Annotated in this window: 19 protein-coding genes and 1 pseudogene; 9 read left to right on the forward strand and 11 right to left on the reverse strand. The window is 64.1% G+C overall.

All coding sequences use genetic code 11. The features are described 5' to 3' along the window. Positions 1-102: 102 nt before the first annotated feature. A pseudogene (locus tag RT513_RS08460) lies at positions 103-522 on the forward strand (IS5 family transposase); the annotation flags it as partial. A 296-nt stretch (positions 523-818) separates the two neighbouring features. On the opposite strand, the gene RT513_RS08465 reads toward RT513_RS08460, so the two are convergent. The 9 genes from RT513_RS08465 to RT513_RS08505 are packed head-to-tail and all read right to left on the reverse strand — an operon-like array spanning position 819 to position 10,056. Then, on the reverse strand, positions 819-1,799 hold the full coding sequence (locus tag RT513_RS08465) for an NAD(P)H-quinone oxidoreductase (RefSeq protein WP_313533890.1): 981 nt from the start codon (positions 1,797-1,799) through the stop codon (positions 819-821). Positions 1,800-1,815: 16 nt separating this feature from the next. Continuing rightward, on the reverse strand, positions 1,816-2,592 hold the full coding sequence (locus tag RT513_RS08470; RefSeq protein WP_290686680.1) for an SDR family NAD(P)-dependent oxidoreductase: 777 nt from the start codon (positions 2,590-2,592) through the stop codon (positions 1,816-1,818). Continuing rightward, positions 2,589-3,638 (reverse strand): zinc-binding dehydrogenase, encoded by a 1,050-nt coding sequence (locus RT513_RS08475; RefSeq protein ID WP_290686678.1) that lies wholly within the window; start codon positions 3,636-3,638, stop codon positions 2,589-2,591. Before RT513_RS08475 ends, RT513_RS08470 begins: the two co-directional genes overlap by 4 nt. Before the next feature lie 59 nt (positions 3,639-3,697). Next, a complete protein-coding gene (locus RT513_RS08480) occupies positions 3,698-4,978 on the reverse strand; it encodes an ABC transporter substrate-binding protein (RefSeq protein WP_290686676.1) in 1,281 nt (426 codons plus the stop codon). Further along, positions 4,975-5,703, reverse strand: coding sequence for an ABC transporter ATP-binding protein (locus RT513_RS08485; protein WP_290686674.1), 729 nt, complete (start codon positions 5,701-5,703; stop codon positions 4,975-4,977). Before RT513_RS08485 ends, RT513_RS08480 begins: the two co-directional genes overlap by 4 nt. Beyond that, positions 5,696-6,439 (reverse strand): ABC transporter ATP-binding protein, encoded by a 744-nt coding sequence (locus tag RT513_RS08490; protein ID WP_290686685.1) that lies wholly within the window; start codon positions 6,437-6,439, stop codon positions 5,696-5,698. The genes RT513_RS08485 and RT513_RS08490 overlap by 8 nt, the downstream gene beginning before the upstream one ends. Beyond that, complete coding sequence (locus tag RT513_RS08495; RefSeq protein WP_290686672.1) at positions 6,439-7,443, reverse strand: branched-chain amino acid ABC transporter permease; 1,005 nt, start codon at positions 7,441-7,443, stop codon at positions 6,439-6,441. Before RT513_RS08495 ends, RT513_RS08490 begins: the two co-directional genes overlap by 1 nt. Further along, positions 7,440-8,324: a branched-chain amino acid ABC transporter permease gene (locus RT513_RS08500; protein WP_290686670.1), complete on the reverse strand. Its 885-nt coding sequence runs from the start codon at positions 8,322-8,324 to the stop codon at positions 7,440-7,442. The genes RT513_RS08495 and RT513_RS08500 overlap by 4 nt, the downstream gene beginning before the upstream one ends. A gap of 22 nt (positions 8,325-8,346) precedes the next feature. After that, entirely contained in the window at positions 8,347-10,056 is a 1,710-nt protein-coding gene (locus RT513_RS08505) for an acetolactate synthase catalytic subunit (protein WP_290686668.1), read from the reverse strand. A 189-nt stretch (positions 10,057-10,245) separates the two neighbouring features. On the opposite strand from RT513_RS08505, the gene RT513_RS08510 reads away from it, so the two are divergent. Genes RT513_RS08510 through RT513_RS08520 form a run of 3 tightly spaced genes read left to right on the forward strand, consistent with a single transcriptional unit; the run spans position 10,246 to position 13,654 of the window. Beyond that, positions 10,246-10,986: a GntR family transcriptional regulator gene (locus tag RT513_RS08510; RefSeq protein ID WP_290686666.1), complete on the forward strand. Its 741-nt coding sequence runs from the start codon at positions 10,246-10,248 to the stop codon at positions 10,984-10,986. After that, entirely contained in the window at positions 10,983-12,695 is a 1,713-nt protein-coding gene (locus tag RT513_RS08515; protein WP_290686664.1) for a thiamine pyrophosphate-binding protein, read from the forward strand. The genes RT513_RS08510 and RT513_RS08515 overlap by 4 nt, the downstream gene beginning before the upstream one ends. 26 nt (positions 12,696-12,721) lie before the next feature. Then, positions 12,722-13,654: an SMP-30/gluconolactonase/LRE family protein gene (locus RT513_RS08520; protein ID WP_290686662.1), complete on the forward strand. Its 933-nt coding sequence runs from the start codon at positions 12,722-12,724 to the stop codon at positions 13,652-13,654. Positions 13,655-14,265: 611 nt separating this feature from the next. Here RT513_RS08520 and RT513_RS08525 read toward each other — a convergent pair. Further along, positions 14,266-14,493: a hypothetical protein gene (locus tag RT513_RS08525; RefSeq protein WP_290686660.1), complete on the reverse strand. Its 228-nt coding sequence runs from the start codon at positions 14,491-14,493 to the stop codon at positions 14,266-14,268. A gap of 721 nt (positions 14,494-15,214) precedes the next feature. After that, entirely contained in the window at positions 15,215-15,355 is a 141-nt protein-coding gene (locus RT513_RS08530) for a hypothetical protein (protein WP_313533897.1), read from the reverse strand. A 15-nt stretch (positions 15,356-15,370) separates the two neighbouring features. Here RT513_RS08530 and RT513_RS08535 point away from each other — a divergent pair, with 15 nt between their 5' ends. The 5 genes from RT513_RS08535 (at position 15,371) to RT513_RS08555 (ending at position 20,771) form a co-directional block, all read left to right on the forward strand. After that, complete coding sequence (locus RT513_RS08535) at positions 15,371-15,919, forward strand: c-type cytochrome (RefSeq protein ID WP_290686658.1); 549 nt, start codon at positions 15,371-15,373, stop codon at positions 15,917-15,919. Between the two features lie 127 nt (positions 15,920-16,046). Next, a complete protein-coding gene (locus tag RT513_RS08540; RefSeq protein ID WP_290686656.1) occupies positions 16,047-17,804 on the forward strand; it encodes a PQQ-binding-like beta-propeller repeat protein in 1,758 nt (585 codons plus the stop codon). A gap of 122 nt (positions 17,805-17,926) precedes the next feature. After that, on the forward strand, positions 17,927-18,835 hold the full coding sequence (locus RT513_RS08545; protein WP_290686654.1) for an ABC transporter substrate-binding protein: 909 nt from the start codon (positions 17,927-17,929) through the stop codon (positions 18,833-18,835). After that, positions 18,832-19,404, forward strand: a complete 573-nt coding sequence (locus RT513_RS08550) for a hypothetical protein (RefSeq protein WP_290686651.1) — start codon at positions 18,832-18,834, stop codon at positions 19,402-19,404. The genes RT513_RS08545 and RT513_RS08550 overlap by 4 nt, the downstream gene beginning before the upstream one ends. Beyond that, on the forward strand, positions 19,401-20,771 hold the full coding sequence (locus tag RT513_RS08555) for a hypothetical protein (protein WP_290686645.1): 1,371 nt from the start codon (positions 19,401-19,403) through the stop codon (positions 20,769-20,771). Before RT513_RS08550 ends, RT513_RS08555 begins: the two co-directional genes overlap by 4 nt. Positions 20,772-20,812: the final 41 nt, after the last annotated feature.

The raw sequence follows: 20,812 nt of genomic DNA on the forward strand, positions 1-20,812 counted from the left end.
GATTGCCTGCCAGCGCGACCCATGCTGACCCTCGTTGTCGAAGACCAGCCGCACCCCTGCTCACGAGTGGGAGCCTCCGGCAAACCCGGCGCGGTTCAGAGCGGTCGCCTGATTGGTCGAACCAAAGGCGGCATGAACACCAAGCTGAACGCCATCTGTGACAGTCAAGGAAGACCGATCGACCTGTTCGTCACCGCCGGATAGGTCAGCGATTACATCGGCGCACGCGCATTGCTCAGCGGCCTACCAAACGTCAAATGGCTACTCGGGGATCGTGGATATGACGCCGACTAGTTCAGAGAAGCCTTGCAGGACAAGGGGATACGCGCCTGTATCCCCGGCCGAAATCAGCGCAAGACACCGGTCAAATACGACAAGCGCAGATACAAGCGGCGCAACCGCATCGAGATCATGTTCGGCAGGCTCAAGGACTGGAGGCGCATCGCGACCCGTTATGATCGCTGCACCAAGGTGTTCCTCTCCGCCATTGCGCTCGCGGCTCTCGTCATCTTTTGGCTATGAATCCTGACCCTAGCGGTCCGCCTCGTTGCCAAGTTCCTCGCCGAAGGGTGCCACCTGCTTGCGGCCGCTCGCGCGACGATGATGACATGGCCCACGGCGCGATATCGGTCATCCCGGCAGCGACGAAGCCATTATCACGCCGAAGGATTACGGCATTGTCCTTTCCACCGCGCTATCCCATGCAGACATGCCCGACTTCCTCGGCGACTGAGCCTCAGAACGCTCGACCGTAGAACGGTTCAGCGGCAAGTCAAAGCGGTGCCAACCGGCCGGCTAACGGGCCCTTGACTGACGAGTTACCGCACCGCCAGCACTGCCTTGCCGACAATTTCACCAGACTCCAGCGCCCGATGAGCTGATACGGCATCCTCCAGGCGATAGATGCGGTCAACCCGGGGCCGGATCCTCCCTGCTTCGAAAAGCGGCCAGACCACCGCCTCCAAAGCCGCGGCGATCCGACCTTTCTCAGCAACTGGGCGCGCTCTCAGAGTGGTGCCGGTAATGATAGCGCGCTTGCGCATCATCAGGCCGATGTCCAGCGTCACCTCTCGTCCGGCGAGCGAAGCGATGTGCACCATCCGCCCCCCGGTCGCGAGCAGTTGCATGTTCTTCGGGAAAAACTCACCTGCCCGCATGTCGAGGATGACATCGACACCTGCGCCGCCGGTCGCTTCAGTCAGGCGGGCAACGTAATCCTCCGTGCGATAGTTTACCGCGATGTCGGCTCCGAGTTCGAGACAGGGTGCAATCCGATCGTCAGCGGAGACGGTCGTAAAGACCCGGGCGTCAAGGGCACTCGCAAGCTGTATCGCGGTTGTTCCAATGCCAGACGAACCCGCGTGGATCAGCACAGTTTCCCCGGGGGCCAGTTTCCCGGAGTCGTAGAGATTGGTCCAGACGGTGAAGAACGTCTCCGGTATAGCCGCCGCCGTGGCAAGGTCGAAACCCTTTGGCAACGGCAGCACCTGCGGCTCGGGCGCGACGACATATCCCGCGTAGCCGCCTCCGGCGACCAGCGCGCAGACCTCCTCGCCCGCATGAAACCGTGCAACGTCCGGCCCGACGGCGGCGATGCGGCCCGACACTTCCAGCCCGAGCACCTCCGTTACGCCGGGAGGCGGAGGGTAACTTCCCTGCCGCTGCACGATATCCGGGCGGTTGACGCCTGCGAATGCCACCTCGATCAGCACTTCGCCGGGACCGGCAACGGGTCTTGGCCCGGTGACCAGGCGCATCACCTCCGCTTCACCGTAGCCGTCGAGCGTGATGTGCTCCATCCGATCTGTCATATCATTACCCCATGTAATGGCCGCCGTTGACATCCATGACCGTCCCGGTCACGAAGCCCGCGCCCTCGCCCGCATAGAATGAAACGGCATCGGCGACCTCTTCGGGCGTACCGATCCGGCCCGCAGGGATGGTCGCCACATAGGCCGTGTTCACAGCCGCCCCGGCTTCGCGCGCCATCGGCGTGTCAATTCGGCCCGGCGCAATGCAGTTGACCGTGATCCCTTCGCCCCCGACCTGGATGGCGAGCGAGCGGGAGAAGGCGATCAGCCCCGCCTTGGAGGCGGCGTAATGCGCGCCTGCAACGCGCGATCCCGTACGCGCGGCCTGCGAGGACATGTTGATGAAGCGGCCCCAGCCCTTCGCCCGCATGACGGGCAGCGTTGCCTTGCTGATCAGGAACGGGGCGGTGAGGTTAATGTCGAGAACCTGCTGCCATTCAGGCAGGGCAGTTTCGGCGGCTGGGGCGCTCTTGCCGTCATGTTTGGGCGAGATACCGGCATTGTTGACGACGATGTCGATCCCCTCGCGCCGGGAGAGCTCGGAGAAGAAGCCCTCGACCGCCTGCAGATCTCCCAAGTCGAAACTCACGGCCACCACATCGAGGCCGCGGGACCGCAGACGGGCCGCTATCTCCTCGGTCGTCTCCAGACGGTCAACCAGCACCACGCGATGTCCATCCATCGCAAGCCGTTCGGCAATCGCTTCGCCGATCCCACGGGCGGCCCCGGTAACCAGTGCGACATGGCCGGTCGAAACCTGCTTGACTGGGGTCTGGCTCATCTCGGCAGTCCTTCCATCTGGGGAAATATCATGACCTTCGACGCGGCACGCCCATGGGCCAACGCAAAACCCGCGAGCACTTCGGTGAGCGGAAGTCGGTGGCTGATCATGGGGCGGAGGCTTTCTCCATGCCGCTCCAGAAGAGTGACGACACGGGTCCAGTCTTCGCGCCGGGAGCCATGGCTGCCCCTGATCTGGAGCTTGCGGCGCACGAGTGTTGTGGGATCGAAAGCCGCTTCGGCGGAATGGATGCCGGTCAGCACCAGTATCCCTTCGATACGGAGAAGCGACAGGCCATCGGTGATCGACGCGGCTTTTCCCGTCGCTTCGAACACCACGTCGGCATATCCGCCCAGACGTTTGAGTTCCGCCGCGCCTTCGGAGTCTGCCAGATCAATCACGTGTTCAAAGCCGAGCGCACGGCAAGTCTCCAGACGCGCCGCATCATCGAAACCCGCGATGATGACCTCTTTCGCACCCGCGAGCCGTGCCATGGCCGCAATGCCTTGCCCGATGGTGCCCGGACCCAGCACAATCACCCGGTCGTCCTGGCGTACACCGCCGGTCGCGACAGCACGCGCGGCGACGCAGAGCGGCTCCGTCAACGCGCCCAGTTCAAAATCGACGGTATCGGGAAGGGGAAATATGCCCGCCGCCCGCGCGAGCACCCAGGGCGCGAACGCGCCGTTCCGCATCAAGCCGAGCGTTCTCTTGTCGCTGCAGTTCTGCGGTTGACCGTCCTGGCAGGCGGCGCAGTTGCCGCAAGGGCTGGACGGCCAGATCGTTACGCGATCGCCGGGCGTGACGCCCGTCACTTCAGGTCCGACCGCCTGGACCACGCCTGCAAATTCATGCCCAAGGGTTACCGGCAGATGTGGCCGCATGAAGTCGTATCCGGCCGAGAACTCTTCGACATGCAGGTCGGAGCCGCAGATGCCTGCGGCTTCCACCCGCACGAGCACTTCCGCCCCGACGGGCGGCCGTGGTTCGGGAACGTCGAGAAGATCGAGCCCCGGAGAGGGAGATGTTTTCTGAAGGGCGAGCATATTTGTCTCCGTTGCCGGGCGAAGGACGGCGAAGACTTCCGCCGTCCCTGTGCCATGATTCAGATGTTGCCGCGTTGGCCCCAGCTGGGCAGCGGGATACCTTCGATCGTGGAAATGCCAAAGGGATCGGGTGCGACGGTGTGGATACGCTTGCCCTGCCATTGATCGAAGGTCGGGAAGGCGCGGGTGTTGTTCTGCGTCTGCGGATCGAACTTCACACCCCAGCCGACGATGGTTGACCCGATCGGCTTGTCGAGCGCCAGCGCCGCCTCGCGGATCTTTGCCGTGTCGAGTTCGCCCGCCGCCGGCAGAATGTCCTTCAGCACCGTCCACATGGCATTGAAGCCCATACCGGTATGGGCCGAAGGGGCGCGTCCCTCGAAACGGGCGGGATGTTCGGCATGGAAGCGGTCGAAAAGCGTGGCCGCTTCCGGGGTGAGACCGCCCTTGTTGATATAGACCGAGGTTCCGGCATTCAGGATGCCGTTGACGTCGTCCCCCAGCGCATCGGCGAATTCGTTGACATTATGCGCGCCGCCGTTGCCGATCATCGCCTTGACCTCAAGCCCCGCCTCCCGGGCCTGACGCCAGAAAAGGATGCCGTCGGGGGTGTACTGGCACACTATCAGCACGTCGGGTTGCAACTGCTTGTAGCGCTGGACCATGGAGGACAGGTCGGTGGTCTTGTAGCTGTAGGAAGTGGCATCGACGACGTTGACGCCCGCTGCTGCCAGAACCTTCCGCGCGCTTTCGCCTACGGCGGAGCCATAGGAACTGTCCTCGTAGAGCAGCGCCACCTTGAGATCCCCCAGCGGGATGCCCAGGCGGGGAACAACCTGGTCGATCATGAACTGCGCCGCGCCGCCGCCCAGACCGGAGGCGGGATAGATGAAGCGGAACAGGTGCTTGAAGCCGCGCTGCGTGATGTCGTCGGCAACCGCGCCCTGCTCGAAGTAGATGACCTTGTTGCGTTCGGCCACCTGGCTCGCCGCGAAGGAAATCGAGGAGGCATAGGACCCCATGATGACCTTGACCCGGTCGGTCGTGATCAGCCGGGTGGCCTGCGACGTCGCCTCGGTCGAGGAGGGAACATCGGCCACGACAAGCTCGACCTGCTGGCCGAAGACGCCGCCGTCTTCGTTGGCGAATTGCCGGGCCAGTTCGAAGCCGCGCATCACGTCGTTGCCCAGCGAGGCGAGCGGCCCCGAAAGCGGCAGCAACACCCCAAGTCGCAGGCCGTCGCCCGCCGCGAATGCGGGGCGGATGAAGGGCGCGGGCACGGCCGCGGCACCCGCCGCCGTCAGGGCATACTTGGTGAAAGTCCGTCTGTTTATGGTCATTTGTGCTCCTCCTCCGATGAACTCAGACCCAGATAGATGCGGCGCACATCCTCGTTGCCCTGCAATTCCTTGCCGGTGCCTGACAGCGCGACGCGACCGTGGTGAATGACATATGCGCGGTCGGCGACCGACAGCGCCTGATTGACGTTCTGCTCGACAAGCAGGAGCGTCACGCCGCGGTCGCGGATGGCCCGGATCGCGTCATAGACCCGCGAGATCATCACGGGCGCGAGCCCGAGCGAAACCTCGTCGAGCATCAGCACCTGCGGCGTCGAGATAAGCCCGCGCGCAATGGCGCACATCTGCTGCTGGCCGCCCGAGAGCGTGCCGCCGAGTTGCTGCGCCCGCTCCTGAAGGATCGGGAACAGCTCGTAGACCTGCTTCAGGTTTTCGGCCAGATGCGGGCGCGCGCGGGCGGAATAGGCCCCGATCTCAAGGTTCTTCTGCACCGACAGGCGAGGGAAAAGCCGTCGTCCCTCGGGCACCATGACAAGGCCATGTTCGACCTGCTGATGGGTAGGCTTCCCGGCCAGTTCTTCGCCGTTCAGGCGCACACTGCCAGATGTCGGCCGGATCGCTCCCGAGATCGCACGCAGGAGCGTGGTCTTCCCCGCCCCGTTGGAGCCGACAATGGCGACGACCTCACCCGGCGCAATCTTCAGGTCAACGCCGAAAAGAACCTCCGCATCACCATAGCCTGCATGGAGATTGCTGACTTCAAGCATGTTCTTCCTCCGCGCCGCTGCGCTCGGCGACGACGCCGAGATAGGCTTCGATGACGGCGGGTGTCTCCATGACCTCCCGGGGGAGGCCATCGGCGATCTTCCTGCCGTGGTCGAGCACCACGATCCGGTCACAGATCTGCATGACGGCCTGCAGGTTGTGTTCGACGAAGAGCACCGTCACCCCGTCGTCGCGAAGCTGGCGCACGAGGTCGAGCAGGCGATTGACCTCCGTGTGGTTGAGGCCCGCCATGACTTCGTCCAGCAGGATCATCTTCGGTTCGGTGGCAAGCGCGCGGGCGACTTCAAGCCGTTTGCGCTCCGCCGTGGTCAGCGAGGCGGTCGGGACTCCCACGCGCGTTCCAAGACCGACCCGCCCGGCAACAGCGGTGGCCGCGGCCCTTGCCGCCGGGATGGCCCGGTGACGGAGGAAGGCTGCGACCTCGATGCTTTCCTGAACGGTCATCGAATGGAATATCTGCGGAATCTGGAACGTCCGCGCGAGCCCGAGCTTGCAGGTGGCGTCGGGTGACATTCCTTCGATCCGGTGACCGTTGAAGATCACCTCGCCAGCCGTGGGAGCGAATACCCCCGCGATCACGTTGAACAGTGTGGTTTTCCCCGCGCCGTTCGGGCCGATCAGTCCGAGGATCTCGCCCTGCTCGACATTCATCGTGACATCGTTGACGGCATAAAGCCCGCCGAAGCGCTGGGTCACGCCCTTGATTTGCAGCAGCATCACGACTTGCTCCGGGATTTGATGCCGCGAAGGCGGCGCGATACGGCCTTGACCGCTCCGATCAGCCCGTTCGGCAGCAGGATCACGATGACGACAAGCAGCACGCCGTAGATGAACAGATGCATGCCCGCCGCGTATTGCCCGAAGGACTCCAGAAGGAATTCGCGCAGCGGCAGCGCGATCATCGCCCCGATGATTGGCCCCGTCACGGTTCCGATCCCGCCCAGAAGCGACATCAGCGGCAGGTCGACCGAGAAGGCCATGCTGAAGACGGAGGTCGGCTCGATATACATCACGTATTGCGTCATCAACGTGCCGCCGACAGAGGTGAAGAACGCCGAAATGAGCAGCGCGATGAGCTTGTAGCGGCGCATTGCGATACCGGAGGCAACTGCCGCCTCCTCACTGTCGCGGATCGCGCGGAAGTAGGCGCCGATATAGCTCCGCGACAGGCCGTAGGCGATCAGCGTCACGATCAGCATGAACACGCCGGCAAGCAGGGCATAGGACGAGCGTTCTTCGAAGATCATCCGCCAGAAGCCCGGTTCGTAGTTGATCGAAAGCCCGTAGGGCATTTCGGTGAACTTGCGCGAATACATCAGGACGATGCGGATCGTCTCGCCGAAGGCCATCGTCGCCATGGCGAAGAAGACGCCGCGCATTCGGAACGCCGGAAAGGCGATGAGCCAGGCCAGGATCATGCTGATGATGCCGCCCGCGATCATGCCGAGCCATGGCGACACGCCGGCGTAATTGTACAGCAGTGTCGAGGTGTAGGAGCCCACGCCGAAGAAGGCCGTATGACCGAGCGAGAACTGGCCCGCCATCCCGCCGAGGATGTTCCATGCCGAAGCCATCCCCGCGTAAAGGAACAGCAGAACCAGCAGGTTGACGTAGTAGTCGTTCGACACAGTGAACGGCAGCACGACGGCCATGAACACCAGGAGGGCGGCTGCCAGGAGATCGCGGCGGCGGATGTCGAAATAGTCGGTGAAGCGCGTCATTTCAGCGTCTCCTTCTCGGCGCCCTTGACGCCGAGCAGCCCGTGTGGACGCACCGCGAGCAGGGCAATCAGCAGCACGAAATGGGTCGCTTCCTTAAGGTCGGGCGCGTAGTAGCCCACGACGGTTTCGATCACCCCAAGTGCCAGTCCGCCCGCGATGGTGCCCATGACGGAGCCCAGTCCACCCAGAACCACCACTACGAAGGTCACCAGCACGAAGAACGATCCCACCGAGGGGAAGGCGTAGAAGGACGGGATCAGCACCCCGCCCGCCACGCCGGTGATCGCGATGCCGAGCCCGAAGGTGATGATGAAGATCTTCTCCGGGTTGATGCCCATCAGCCGAGCGGCGAACAGGTCCTGCGACACCGCCTCGATGGCGCGGCCGGTGAAGGTGCGGCGCAGGAACAGCAGCACTCCGCACAGGATCACCATCGCGAAACCGAAGGCGATGACCCGGTCGGTGGGCAAGTGAATGCCTCCGATGCGGATCGCGCTCATGCCGTCGGGCATCGTCTGGATCGTGCGATAGTCGGCGTGCCAGAGCATCAGGGCGAGGTTGGACAGCGCGATGGAAACCCCGAGCGTGGCGAAGACCTGAGTCATCTCGGACTTGTAGATCGTGAAACGCATGATCCCGAGATAGAAGATCACCCCGATCAGGAAAAAGCCCGCCCCGATGATCGGCGCCCCCCAGTAGGGGTTGATCCCGGTCAGCACGGTCAGCCAGTAGCCCGCATACATCCCCAGCATCAGGAACTCGCCATGCGCGAAGTTCACGATCTTGGCCACGCCGAAGATCAGGTTCAGCCCGAGGGCGGCGAGCGCATAGACGCCCCCGAGCAGGATCCCCGAGAGCAGAAGTTGCAGTAGCAATTCCATATCACCTGTCCCCTGCGCGGCTTCAGAGGTTGCCCTCGAAGACGGTGATCGGCGGCCAGGCGTCGGCCTTTGTGACCACGTCGATGAGCGTCGTGCCGCTGGCTGTCAGGGCGCGTGTCACCGCATCCCGGAACGCCTCGGCTGTGGCAACCTGCTCTCCGTTGCAACCGGCGGCGCGGGCAATCGCAGAATGGTCGATCTCGGTGAAACCGATGGCGCCGGTATGGGAGCCGAACTTCACCAGTTCCGCGTGTTTCTGGAAACCGAGAATGCCGTTGTTGAGCACGATGAGCGTTACGGCCAGCCCCATGCGGCGCGCGGTCTCCAGCTCCTGCCAGCAATGGGCGAAGCCGCCATCGCCGACGACCGCAACCACCTTCTTGCCGGGGGCGGCCACCTTGGCGCCCAGGGCGAGCGGCAACCCCCAGCCAAGCCCTGCGATGCCGCGCGGGGTGATGAACCGCTGACCCTTGCGTGCGGTAAGGAAGTTCAGCACCCAGAGCGAGGAGTAGGAGGCGTCGGCGCAGACGATCGTGTCCGCATCTATCAGCTTGTCGAGCTCCGACATCAGCCGTTCCGGCCGCAGCGGGCTTTCGGAACTTTCGGTGACCACGCGCGCGGCCTCGATACCCGATGCCTTGCGGGTTGCGATCTCGGTTTCCAGTTGGGCGCGCGCGGCCTTCCGCGTCGAAAGGTCCAGGCCGGAGAGCGCCTGGGTCAACGCTTCGATCCCCAGACGCGCATCCCCGACGAGACGCCGGGATTCATAGTTTCTCCCCACCTCCAGACCGTCGATGTCGAGATGGATGAAAGTCGCATCACGCGGATAGAGCTTCCAGCTGTCCGTGCCGTTCTGGTTCGTACGGGTGCCGATCAGCAGGACAACATCCGCACGCTCCAGCAACGGCAGCATGTCGCGGCGGGGGGAGTGGGTGCCGAGCGCGTTCGCCATGACACCGATGCTGAGCGGGTGACTTTCATCGACCGACCCCTTGCCCATGTTCGTCGTCATGACCGGCAGATGCGCGCTGTCCTGCAACGCCGCCAGGGCCTCCGTCGCGTCGGAGAGCAGCACCCCGCCCCCTGCGATCACAACGGGGTGACGGGCGCCTGCGATCAGTTCGGCGGCCTCGCTGACCCGCGCCGGATCGGGCGCAACCCGGTCGAGCGGGAAGTATCCCAAGTGTGCCTCACGCGCGTTCACGACGCGATGCATTTCATTGAGGAAATCGGCCGGAACCAGAAGCGCGACCGGGCCGGGCCGGCCGGTCGTGGCCTGTGTGATGGCCATGTCGACATAATCTTCCAGCCGCGAGGCCGTGTCGATGCGACGCACCCATTTGGTGCACGCCGCAAACAGCCCGAAATGGTCGAATTCCTGGAAGGCGTTGCGGTCGGTCTGGTCGCGATTCACTTCCTGCACGATGGCGAGCATGGGAACGGAGGCCTTGAGTGCCTCTGCCATCGGCGCGACGAGCAGCGTCGCCGCCGGTCCGTTCTGGGCCGTCACCATGCCGATCTTGTTGGATACGCGGGCATAACCGTCAGCCATCACTCCGCCAGCGTTTTCCGTGCGGTAGTTGATTTGGCGGATACCGAAATCAGGGACCACGAGATGGAGCGCCGAAGGCAGGCTCTGCCCGAAAATGGCTTCGACGCCGTGCCGCTTCAGAGAGGCTGCAAGCGTAACGGCAACAGGTTCCTGGCCGTCGGAACGGGTGTCTTTGGACATAGCGGTAATTCCTCCTCCGGCACCGTCGGGGCGATCTGCCGAAGACGGTGCATTCGATCTTGCCCGGCAATATGCATTTCTACATATGATATATCAAATATAAAATTGGCATTCTTCGGTTCTGCCGATACATTGGACGCAAGGAAGCCCCCAGTTCCGCCTTGGCAGCTCTGAAAGATATGGAAAAACATGGCAGTAGGTGAAAGCGACGAAACCGGATCTGCCGCTCTCGAACCGAAAGGATTGCGCAGCCTGGGCCGCACCAATCTGACGGAAGATGTGCATCAGGAGCTTGCCCGCGGGTTGAGCACGGGTCGTCTCCTGCCCGGTTCCAGACTTGGGATTCGCGATCTGGCTGAGGAGATGGGCATCAGCCCCACGCCCGTCCGCGAAGCACTTCAGCAGCTTGTTGCCGAGGGCGCCCTGTCACAGATCGCCGGCCGCTCCTTCCGCGTGCCTGAACTGGGCCCCGAGGACTATCTGGAATTGCGCAACCTTCGTGTGATGCTGGAGGGGGAGGCTGCAGCGCTGACCTCGCTCAGGATCACGCCCGAGACGATCGAACATCTCGAAGCCGTCCATGCCCGGCTGGCGGATGCCAAGCAGCGCGCGGATTTCAAGTCTGCGCTGATCCACAATCAGGAATTTCATCTGAGGGTCTGTGCAGAATCCGGGAGCCCGCGGCTTTACCGTATCGTCGACGGGCTGTGGCTTCAGATGGGACCATTGATGAACGTCCTTTATACCCGCTCCAGCGTCCCGACGGATGAGAGCAAGCGTCACTGGCATCTTCAGCTTCTGGATGCATTCCGGGCACGGGATCCCGAAGCTGCCCGCTCCGCGCTTCAGAGCGATATCACCGGCGGTTCGGAGGAAATCCTCACCGCCCTCAAACTCCGGCAACAAAGTGCCGCGCGGAAGAAGCGATGACATACTCCCCCTTGTACGCCACCCCCGTTCCGGCGCCCGACGCGATCGTCGATGTGTTAGTGGATGCCGGTGTGCGCTATGTTTTCGGCCTGTCGGGTGGCCATACGGGCAGGATTTTCGCTGCCCTAGAAAAGCGGCAGGACGTCATCCGCACTCTGCTCGTGCGCGAGGAAAGCCTCGGTTCCGTCATGGCGGAGACGGTGGGGCGGATGACGGGCGTTCCGGGCGTCGTTCTGGGACAGGGCCCCTGGATCCTGGGAAATGGGCTTCTCGGGACGATCGAGGCGAAACTGTCGTCATCGCCCATGCTGCTGCTCACGGATTTTTCGGATACTCCTCCTTTCGGGCTTCATGCTCCCTATCAATCCGGCACCGGAGAATATGGCGGATGGGATGCACGGGCGGCATTCGGAGCGGTCACCAAACAGGTGTTTCACGCGGATGCGCCCAACCCTGCCGTCATCGCAACCCAGCTTGCGGTGAAGCACGCCCTGGCGGGGCAGCCGGGGCCGGTTGCGGTGATCTACTCCATCTCCGCTCTCGACGGGCTTGCCGGCGGCGAGGCGGAGCCGCGCCTCTATCGCAGCCTGCCCTATATCACGCCCGCGCAGACGGGGCTGCCTGATCTGGGACCTGCCGTCGCCGCACTGAAGACGGCGAAGACTCCGGTCATCCTGGCTGGAAACGGCGTTCGCATCGCGGGAGCGGAGAAGGAGCTTGCCTGTCTGGCCGATAGGACAGGGATTCCCGTTGTCACCACCCCGACGGGCAAGGGCGTGTTCGACGAAAGCTCGCCCCTCTCGGCTGGAACGATGGGCGCCTACGGCAACCCGCTTGCCAACTGGGCGCTCGGACGCGCCGATTTGGTGCTTGTCGTGGGCAGCAAGCTGTCGGCATCCGATACGCTGGCAGGCGGTTCCGCATTGATCGATCCCTCCCGGCAGGTTTTGATCCAGATCGATAGGGAGCCGCGAAACCTCGGCTGGACGCAACCGGTGGACCACGCATTGCAGGGCTGCGCGCGCCACGTTCTCGGCGCGCTCGCATCGGTATTCCAGGGCAGCAGGACACTCACGAGCTGGGTGACGGGCGCCAATGTGCCGCGCACCGCGCCCGTTCCCGATCTCGGCATTGATCTCCTGCCGCCTGCGATCATCGCCACCATGCAGGACTGTCTTCCCGCCGAAACGATCTACACCTGCGACGCCGGTGAGAATCGTATCTTCATGCTGCACTATCTGCTGAACCGTGCAGCCGGGCGCTTTTCCCAACCTGCCGGAGCAGGCCCGATGGGTTACGCGGTGCCCTCCGCCCTCGCCCAAAGCCTGCTCAATCCAGGCAGGCCGGTCGTGGCCTTCTGCGGCGACGGCGGATTCTCGATGACGATGAACGGTCTGCTCACGGCGGTGGAGGAGCAGTTGCCGATCCTGTGCGTGGTGATGAACAACAGCGCGCTCGGCTGGTCCCAGCATTCGCGGGGGCCGTTCGCCACGCAGTTCGCGCGCATCGATTATGCGGCCATTGCGCGCGGCATGGGATGTGCGGGGTTTTCCGCGCGAACGCAGCATGAGCTGGGAGAGGCATTTGACGCGGCGCTGGCGGCGCTCGGCCACGGACAGCCTGCCGTGGTGAATGTGGAGACCTCGATGGCGATGTCCTTTGCCGAACTTGCCCATGCCCGCACCCGCCGGCTTTACGACGCGCCCTGACAGCGCAAACGATCTGGGAGGATCCGATGAACGACCCCGTTTATGACGTCATGGCCGAAGGCCTCCGCTTTCCCGAAGGCCCGGTGGTGATGACCGATGGTTCGGTGATCGTGGTGGAGATCGAACGCAGGACGATCACCCGCTGCCATCCCGACGGACGCACGGAGATCGTGAAGCAACTGGATGGGGGTCCGAATGGCGCGGCCATCGGACCGGACGGCGCGCTCTACATCTGCAACAATGGCGGCTTCGACTGGTACGAAAGCCCCGAGACCGGCTTGCGACCGCATCGACAGGCGAGCGATTACTCCGGCGGCAGGATCGAACGGCTCGACCTGGTGACCGGTGACCTGACAACGCTCTACACTGCGTCTGACAAGGGGCCGCTCAAGGGGCCCAACGATCTGGTCTTTGACGCGGACGGCGGCTTCTATTTCACCGATCACGGCAAGATGCGCCCGCGTGAGATGGATCGCGGCGCCGTATGCTATGCCCGGATAGATGGAAGCCACATCCAGGAGGTAATCGGGCCGATCCATTCCCCGAATGGCATCGGGCTTTCGCCGGACGGAAAGCTGCTTTGGGTCGCGGAGACCTTCACCTGTCGGCTTTGGGCCTTCGACCTTGAGGGGCCGGGCCGGATCCGGCGCCAGCCCTGGCCGCAGTCTCCGAACGGTGGGCGGTTTGTCGCGAATCTTTCGAACTACCGAGGGTTTGATTCCCTCGCAGTGGACGCCAAAGGCAATGTCTGCGTGGCGACCATATACGATGGCGCCATCACGGTGATATCACCTACAGGCGAAATCGTGGATGTCGTTCCATTCGCGGATCCTTTCTGCACGAATATCGCTTTCGGAGGCGAGGATTTCCAAGACGCCTACATCACGCTGTCCTCCACCGGAAAACTTGCAAAAATGCGTTGGAAGACGCCGGGGCTGAAGCTGGAATTCAACTCTTAGCAACTGTCTCCCAATCGCCGGTTTCAGGCGCCATGGGATCCCGGTTTTGAGGATTGCGTTTTCAGTCATGACGAGCCTGCATGTGATGGCGGCACTGACGCATTTGCGCGGCTTGCCGCGCGCCTCAACGCGTTTGGCGATGGGTTTCAACCGGATTGTGATCTGCGGCGGCAAATGTGGTGTGGAGCTCCGGCGCCGCGCCAGCACCAGAAACCCTCACTGCCGACCGCACCTATGTAGCGACACCTCCGATATCGCCTGCTGGCACGGCAAGACGCCCGTCATCCAATGACCCTATCGCAAGCGCGTGCATTCGTTTCTCCCGAACCCTGCAAGCACAGGGACGTAACGCATCTTCTGCCGGATCGAGGATTTTCGTCGCGTCGCAGCTCCCTTCGGAAGCAACATCAAAATATTCATGGGGCGGTGAGCTTCGCGGCCCCCGTCATCCCGTGGCTTTGACGCCTCCCTAGATGGCGGCTGAAAAGGCTTTTTCGGCCTGTGTCTGAGGGGAAATCGTGCGCAATCTGACGAAATCCAGCCGGAAATCTATATACTTCCGAGCATTTCCGGGCCGATTTCCCTGATTTCCGGCACATGGCCATGACACTTCAGGACTTTTTCCGCAGCGGGCTGATGCCGAGCACAGCGACGAACCGCTCGGAAAACACTGAACGGTACGCGCCCATCAGGCTTGCCATTGACCGCATGTCCCACGGGTGGTCTGGATCCCTGTGCAACTCAACGAGCACACGGGCCAGACGGGGATCGCGAAGGGCGGTGAGCGTGGCCTGAGCTCTGTCGTCGGCATCGGCGCGCCGGAAGGTCTGTCCGGTCATCGTGGCTCTCGTCATCCTGTCGCCAGGCGCGGCCGTCCACGCGAGAACCCTGTGGCGGACACAGCGTCGGTATCGGCAGAGCGCGAATATTATCGCTCTAACCTCCCCTATGACGCATCACTCAAACGCCTGGCCGATGCCATCAGGGCATGTTGGTTCCGCGAGCAGGGGCATCAGCGGTTGACGGACCTCGGCCACGATCACGTCAGGGACGATGGGCCGGGTTGCATGGGCACGCGCTCATGAGCATGAGCATGAGCATGAGCATGAGCATGAGCATGAGCATGAGCATGAGCATGAGAGCCTATGCCTCCCCCATTCCCAGTGCCGCAAGCAGGCGAAGCGGGAAGACACAATCCATGGCCCCACCTCAACAGACCCTGCCAGCCAGCGCACAGTCATCACCACCAAGCCTCGACCACTCCCAGTGCGATGTCCGCTGCCGACAACGGCTCACTTTCAAAAATCCGCCAAAAAAAAGCTAAGTGACGCACGAGTTAAAAAAATAATGCCTTTCTTCAATTCATTAATTGACATCGTCTATGACTCGGGATCGTATCGATGTGTGGGACGTCCTGCCGCAGTGTGACCATGTGTCGCACGGCTGCGGCAGGTGGGGGGAAGAGTGATGGGTCGGGCCTTGGGAGGGGCTCATGCCCATAATCAGTAAAAACGATCCGTAAAGCGCGACGTCCGCGGATGATCACGCATGCCTTCCGGTTCAGCCGTTGTTGCGGCTGTCCGGAAGCTTGATGTGGGCCATGCGCGGCGGGCCAAACAGGAAGTGCCCGCAGCGGGGCCGCTGCGGAGTGATGATTTTCGCGATGTCGAACTCTTCGCGGTGCAAGTAGCCGCCCGGCATAGCCGGGAGACGCAGATGTTCGAAATACGAAAGGCAAGAACCTTGAATTATTCGCCCAGATACAGGTTTGTCCCGCTGCTGATTGCGGGGCTCATCGCCGCTGTCGCACCGGCGACGGCGATCCAGGCATTCGACATGGAACAGGATCAGGCGGCCAAGCTGAAAGCCGCGCGGGCGAAGGCGGCGGCCGACAAGGCCACCACTTCCGCCGCAGAACCGCGGACGATTTACGACGGGGTCTATGCCGCCGCGCAGGCCGAGCGGGGCAAGAAGAACTTCACCGAGTTCTGTTCTTCCTGCCATGGCGCGCGGGCGGGCGGCGGTCCGGCGGCTCCGGCGATCACGGGAAGCTCGCTGGACGAAAAGGAAGGCGGGAGCCTGTTCGACCTGTTCGAATTCATGCGGGGCGCGATGCCGCCGGACAATCCGGGCTATCTGCGCGACCGGGAGTACGCCGACGTGCTGGCGTATATCCTGCAACTTCAGGGGGCGCCTGCAGGGGAGGCGGAGCTGCCCAATTCCGAAGAGGGACTCACCGCGATCGAAATCGTCGCCCGGCACTGAGGCCCGCCTCCAGCCGGTTACGACCATGCTGTCCGCGGGCTGACCGGGATGGCAGCCACCGAGGTCCGCAGTCGCCGGACCCCGAAGGCGGAGCCTTGGCTCCGCATCTGTCAGGGAGGAGATGCAGATGAAACTCAGACTGTTGACGCTTGGCGTGGCCTTGCTGGCGCATGGTGCTCCGGCCCATGCCGACAAATTGACCGATCTGAAGCCCGTCACCGACGAAGGCCTTCAGAATGTGGCGCCGGGAAACTGGCTCGCCTACGGCCGTGACGTCAGGAACTTCGGGTTCAGCCCGCTTGACCAGATCACACCGGAAAACGTGGCGGGCCTTCAACTCGTCTGGGCACGCGGCATAGATCCGGGGCAGGTCCAGACCGCGCCGCTGATCTATGACGGCGTCATGTTCCTGGCCAGCCCTAACGAGACCGTTCAGGCCATCGACGCCACGACCGGCGACCTGTTGTGGCAATACCGCTACCGGCTGGACACGGACCCCGTGCTTTTGAACGCCATCACTCAGGACCGCAAGCGCGGCATCGCCATCTATGGCGAGAACATCTACTTCTCCACATGGGACAACCACCTGATCGCGCTGAACATGCGCGATGGCAAGGTGGTGTTCGACATCGACCGTGGTCAGGGCGACGAAGGGGTTTCCAACTCCTCCGGCCCGGTGGTGGCGAACGGCGTGATCGTGCTCGGCTCTTCCTGCCAGTATTCGGCCTTCGGCTGCTACGTGACGGGGCATGACGCCAAGACCGGCGAAGAACTCTGGCGCAACTACTTCATCCCGAAACCGGGCGAGGAAGGCGACGACACCTGGGGCGGCAGCAGCTACGAACAACGCTGGATGACGGGCTCATGGGGTCAGATGACCTACGATCCGGTGAATGACCTCGTCTATTACGGATCGACCTCCACCGGCCCGGCGTCGGAAGTGCAGCGCAACATGGTGGGCGCCACGCAGACCGGCATCAACACCCGCTTTGCCGTGAAGCCGAAGACGGGCGAGATCGTCTGGCGCCACCAGACGATGCCTCGCGACAACTGGGATCAGGAGTGCACGTTCGAGATGATCGTCGACGAGATCGACGTGAAGCCGAGCGCCGGAATGGAGGGCAAGCAGGCGATCAACCCCGACGCCAAGACGGGTGCGCGCCGCGTGCTGACCGGTGTGCCGTGCAAGACGGGCCTTCTGTGGCAATTCGACGCCAAGACGGGTGAATTCATCTATGCCCGCGACACGGCGAAACAGAACATCGTCGGCCACATCGATGACAAGGGCATTGTCACCGTGAACGAGGAGAAGGTGTTCAAGGCCGATGGTTCGCCTATCGACTTCTGCCCGACCTTCCTTGGCGGCCGGGACTGGCCGCGCACTGCCTACAACCCCGATACCAAGGTCATTTTCGTTCCGATGACCAACGCCTGTGCGGAGATCACGCCGCGCACCGACGCGCCCGATCCGGCGAACAGCTACAACATCCGCGCGGTCTACAAGCTGCCGGAAGGCAAGACCGACGCCGGGCGGATCGACGCGATCAACGTCGAAACCGGCGAAACCGTCTGGCGCTACGAACAGCCCTCGGTGAACTACGCGCCGCTGATGGCGACCGGGTCGGGGCTCGTGTTCTCGGGCGGGGCGGACCGCTACCTCAAGGCGCTGGACCAGAAGACGGGCGAGTTGCTGTGGAGGTCGCGCCTTGCGGCCAGCATCATGGGTTCGCCCGTGACCTATGAGGTGGACGGCAAACAGTATCTGGCTATCGCCTCCGGTCATGCAGGCTATGGCGCGGCCCTGAGCGCGGTGCAGGAGAAGAAGACGGACATGAGCAATGTCGGCTCGGCGGTCTACGTCTTCGCGCTGCCTGACAGCAAGTAAACCCGGCGCGAACAATGGCCGGCGCGGACACCCCGCGCCGGGTCCGAACCAGGCGGCCCTTGGGGCCGCGCTTCGCGTGAGAGACCCGGCCCGCCGTCATCGCGCTGAGAATGGCCAGTAGAATGACCCCATACCCCATCCTGCCTCCGCCTTGCGGGCCTTTGCCGCGAAAGCTGCGCCCTGCCGGGCGCCTGACGCTGCTGGTCGCGGTGCTGGCCTGCCTGTTCCTTGCCGTGATACCCGCGGCGGCACAGGATCCCGTTCCCTCGGACCTGTATCGGGAGCGGCCCCGCAACGAAGGCAACCGCATCGCCTTCTGCCTCCGCCCTATCGGTGCCCTGGCCGCGTTCGAGGCCGATCTCGCCGATGCCATCGGACAGGTGCTGCTGACCGAGGTGCGCGTCCATACGGTGGCGCCGCAGAACTTCCCGATCCGCCCCACGGGCTACGACTACCTGTTCGGCCTGACCTATGAGCAGGTCTTCATCCTCATGGCCGAGCGGTGCGATGTCATCATGGGCATGTATCTCTCGCCGCAGTCGCCGGAGTGGCTCCGCCTTTCGCGCCCCTATCTGACCGCGGCCGTGGTCGGCGTGACCATGCAGCCGGGCATCGCGGAATTCACCGCGCTTGCGCCCGGAGCCCGCGTGGGGGTGCAGGCTCTGACCCCGGCCGACGCCGCGCTGAGCAGCTACACCGATACCCTGTCGAAAGGCGCTGCGCCCGAGCGGGTGATCTTTCGCGATAACCGTTCGCTGGCCAACGCCCTTGTCGACCACAGGATTGATGCGGCACTGATCTGGGAAGGGGCACTGATGGCCGCATCGCACGGCGATCCGGCCGGGGCCGGGCTGCGCGTCATGGGCGGGACGCCATTCCCCATCCCCCCGGTTCAGGTCGGTGCGGCCGTGCGCGCGCCTGATGTCTTCCTTGGCGCGCAGATCGACCAGGCCATTACCGCGCTGGAGGCCGACGGGACGCTGGCCGATCTTGCCGCCCGCCACGGGATCGTGCTTGCGGGGGCCTCATGACCGGGCTTGTGGGAGAGCTGAATGTCGTCCGCCTCCTTCTGGATGGAAGCGCGGGGCTGGTCATTGCCGGGTTGCATGGCTTTTTCCTTGCTCTGGCGGCACGGATCCTGGGCGATCCCGGCCCCGAATACGACGGGCGCCTGACGGTCAGTCCGCTGGTACATGTGGACATCTTTGCGCTGCTAGGGTTCGTTTTCGCGCAACTGGGCTGGATCAGGCCGATGGACATCCGCACACGAGATCTGCGCGGCGGCATATTCGGGGGCGTGGCCGTGGTGCTTATCGCGCTGGCCGGAACCTGGATCGTCGGGCGGGGGGTGATGGCGGCACGCGGGATGTTGGTCGCCGTGACACCGCCAGACTTCCTCCAGACGATGAACAGCTGGACTTACACCTTCGGGCGGCTGTCGGACCGGTTCGCGCTTTTCAACCTGTTGCCCGTCCTGTCGCTCACGGCGGCGCATGTCGTGCGGGAACGCCTTCCCGCCGGCCTGTGGGGGACCGGTGCCCTCCTGTCGGCGGTAACGCTGCTTTTCGCGCTTGGCCTCAAGATCTGGGTCTGGCGGTGAGTTCCGCGCCCGATCCCTTGCTGATACCGCTGGCGCAGGGGCGCCGGCGGCTGCGCGCCCGGGCGGCGCTGACCGTGGCGCTGGCCGCGCTGGTCACCGGATCGCTGGTCTGGGTCGGGGCCGAGGGCGCCGAACGGGCGCGGCAACTGGGACGCCTGTCGCTTGAGCATCCGGTGCCGATCTGGCGGCTTTCCCTCGGTGGTGCGGTGCTGACTGCCGCGGTCGTGGCGCTCGCGGAGCACCGGCGGCGGCCGACGGGCGACGGGGCGCTTGCGCTTGTGATCGACCGGCGCGCCGGGCTCGGCCTTGCCTATGCCACCGCGGTGGAGGCCGCGCGGCGGCCCGCCCAGGGCCGTGTCGCGCCGCTTCTGCTGTCCGACCTGCGCCGTGAGGCGGCGGAACTTGACCTGCGGCAGTTCCTGCCGCTGTGGGCGCGCCCTATGTCGGTTGCCCTCGCTGCATGTCTGCTGGCCGTCGCTGTTGCCCTTGCGCTTCACATCACCCTCCCCGCACCCGGGGTTACGGCGCTTCTCCCGGAGCCGCCGCCGGCCGAAGAGACCAGAACCCGTGCCCGTGACCTTGTGGAACGGCTGTTGCGCGAAGCGGAGCTGAGGCAAAATCCAATGCTGGCGGCTATCGGACGTGCCATGGCCGAACGGGTCGCCGAGGCCCCTCCCGAAGCCGACGACCGGTTGCTCAACGAGGAGCTCGGTGCGCTGACCGATCAGGCCCGTGCCGCCTTCGGGGCGTCCCCTCCCGCATGGCTCGCTCCCCCCGGAGCGGGCGCAAACCTGCCCGGCAGGGGCGGGATGGGCGCTCAGACGCCGAATGCAAAGCCTGAGGGAGAAGACACCTTCGCCGTAGACTTCAATGAGCTGGATCGTGCGCGGCGTGCGCAGGCCGCGCTTCGCGCCGCCGAAGAACTCGGTCCGGACACGGGGGCCAGCGGCCCGCAGAATGCCGCATCCCGCGGCGGGGAAGCGCCCGCAGGATCAAGCATCCCGCCGCAAAGAATCGATCCCGCCGCATTGCAGGCGGCGGGGCGCGAAACAGTCGGCGCTGCGCTGGACTCCGGCCGGGGACCAGCGGATCAGGCAGGCGCGGGCAGCCGCAGCCTCGACGGTGAGGCGCTGTCAGAGCGCGCGGCGGAGGGCGACACGGCGATGCCGCTGCCCGAGGCGGCACAGGACAGGGGGCGTCGCATCAGGATCACCCTGCCGCCGCCCGCGGGTGGTTCGGCCACGGCATCGCAGGTCACCGCAGGACAAGGCGCGGGTCCGGGCTCGCACCAAACGGTGGAGCGCGCGCCCCTGTCCGCAGACAGTCGCGCCGCCGTCGGCCGGTATTTCGAGCGGAGCGGGCCATGAGGAGGAACGCTCCGCATTCTTGCCCCGAGGGTACGCCGGAG

This window comes from Haematobacter sp. (assembly GCF_032102465.1).
Taxonomy (GTDB): Bacteria; Pseudomonadota; Alphaproteobacteria; order Rhodobacterales; family Rhodobacteraceae; genus Haematobacter.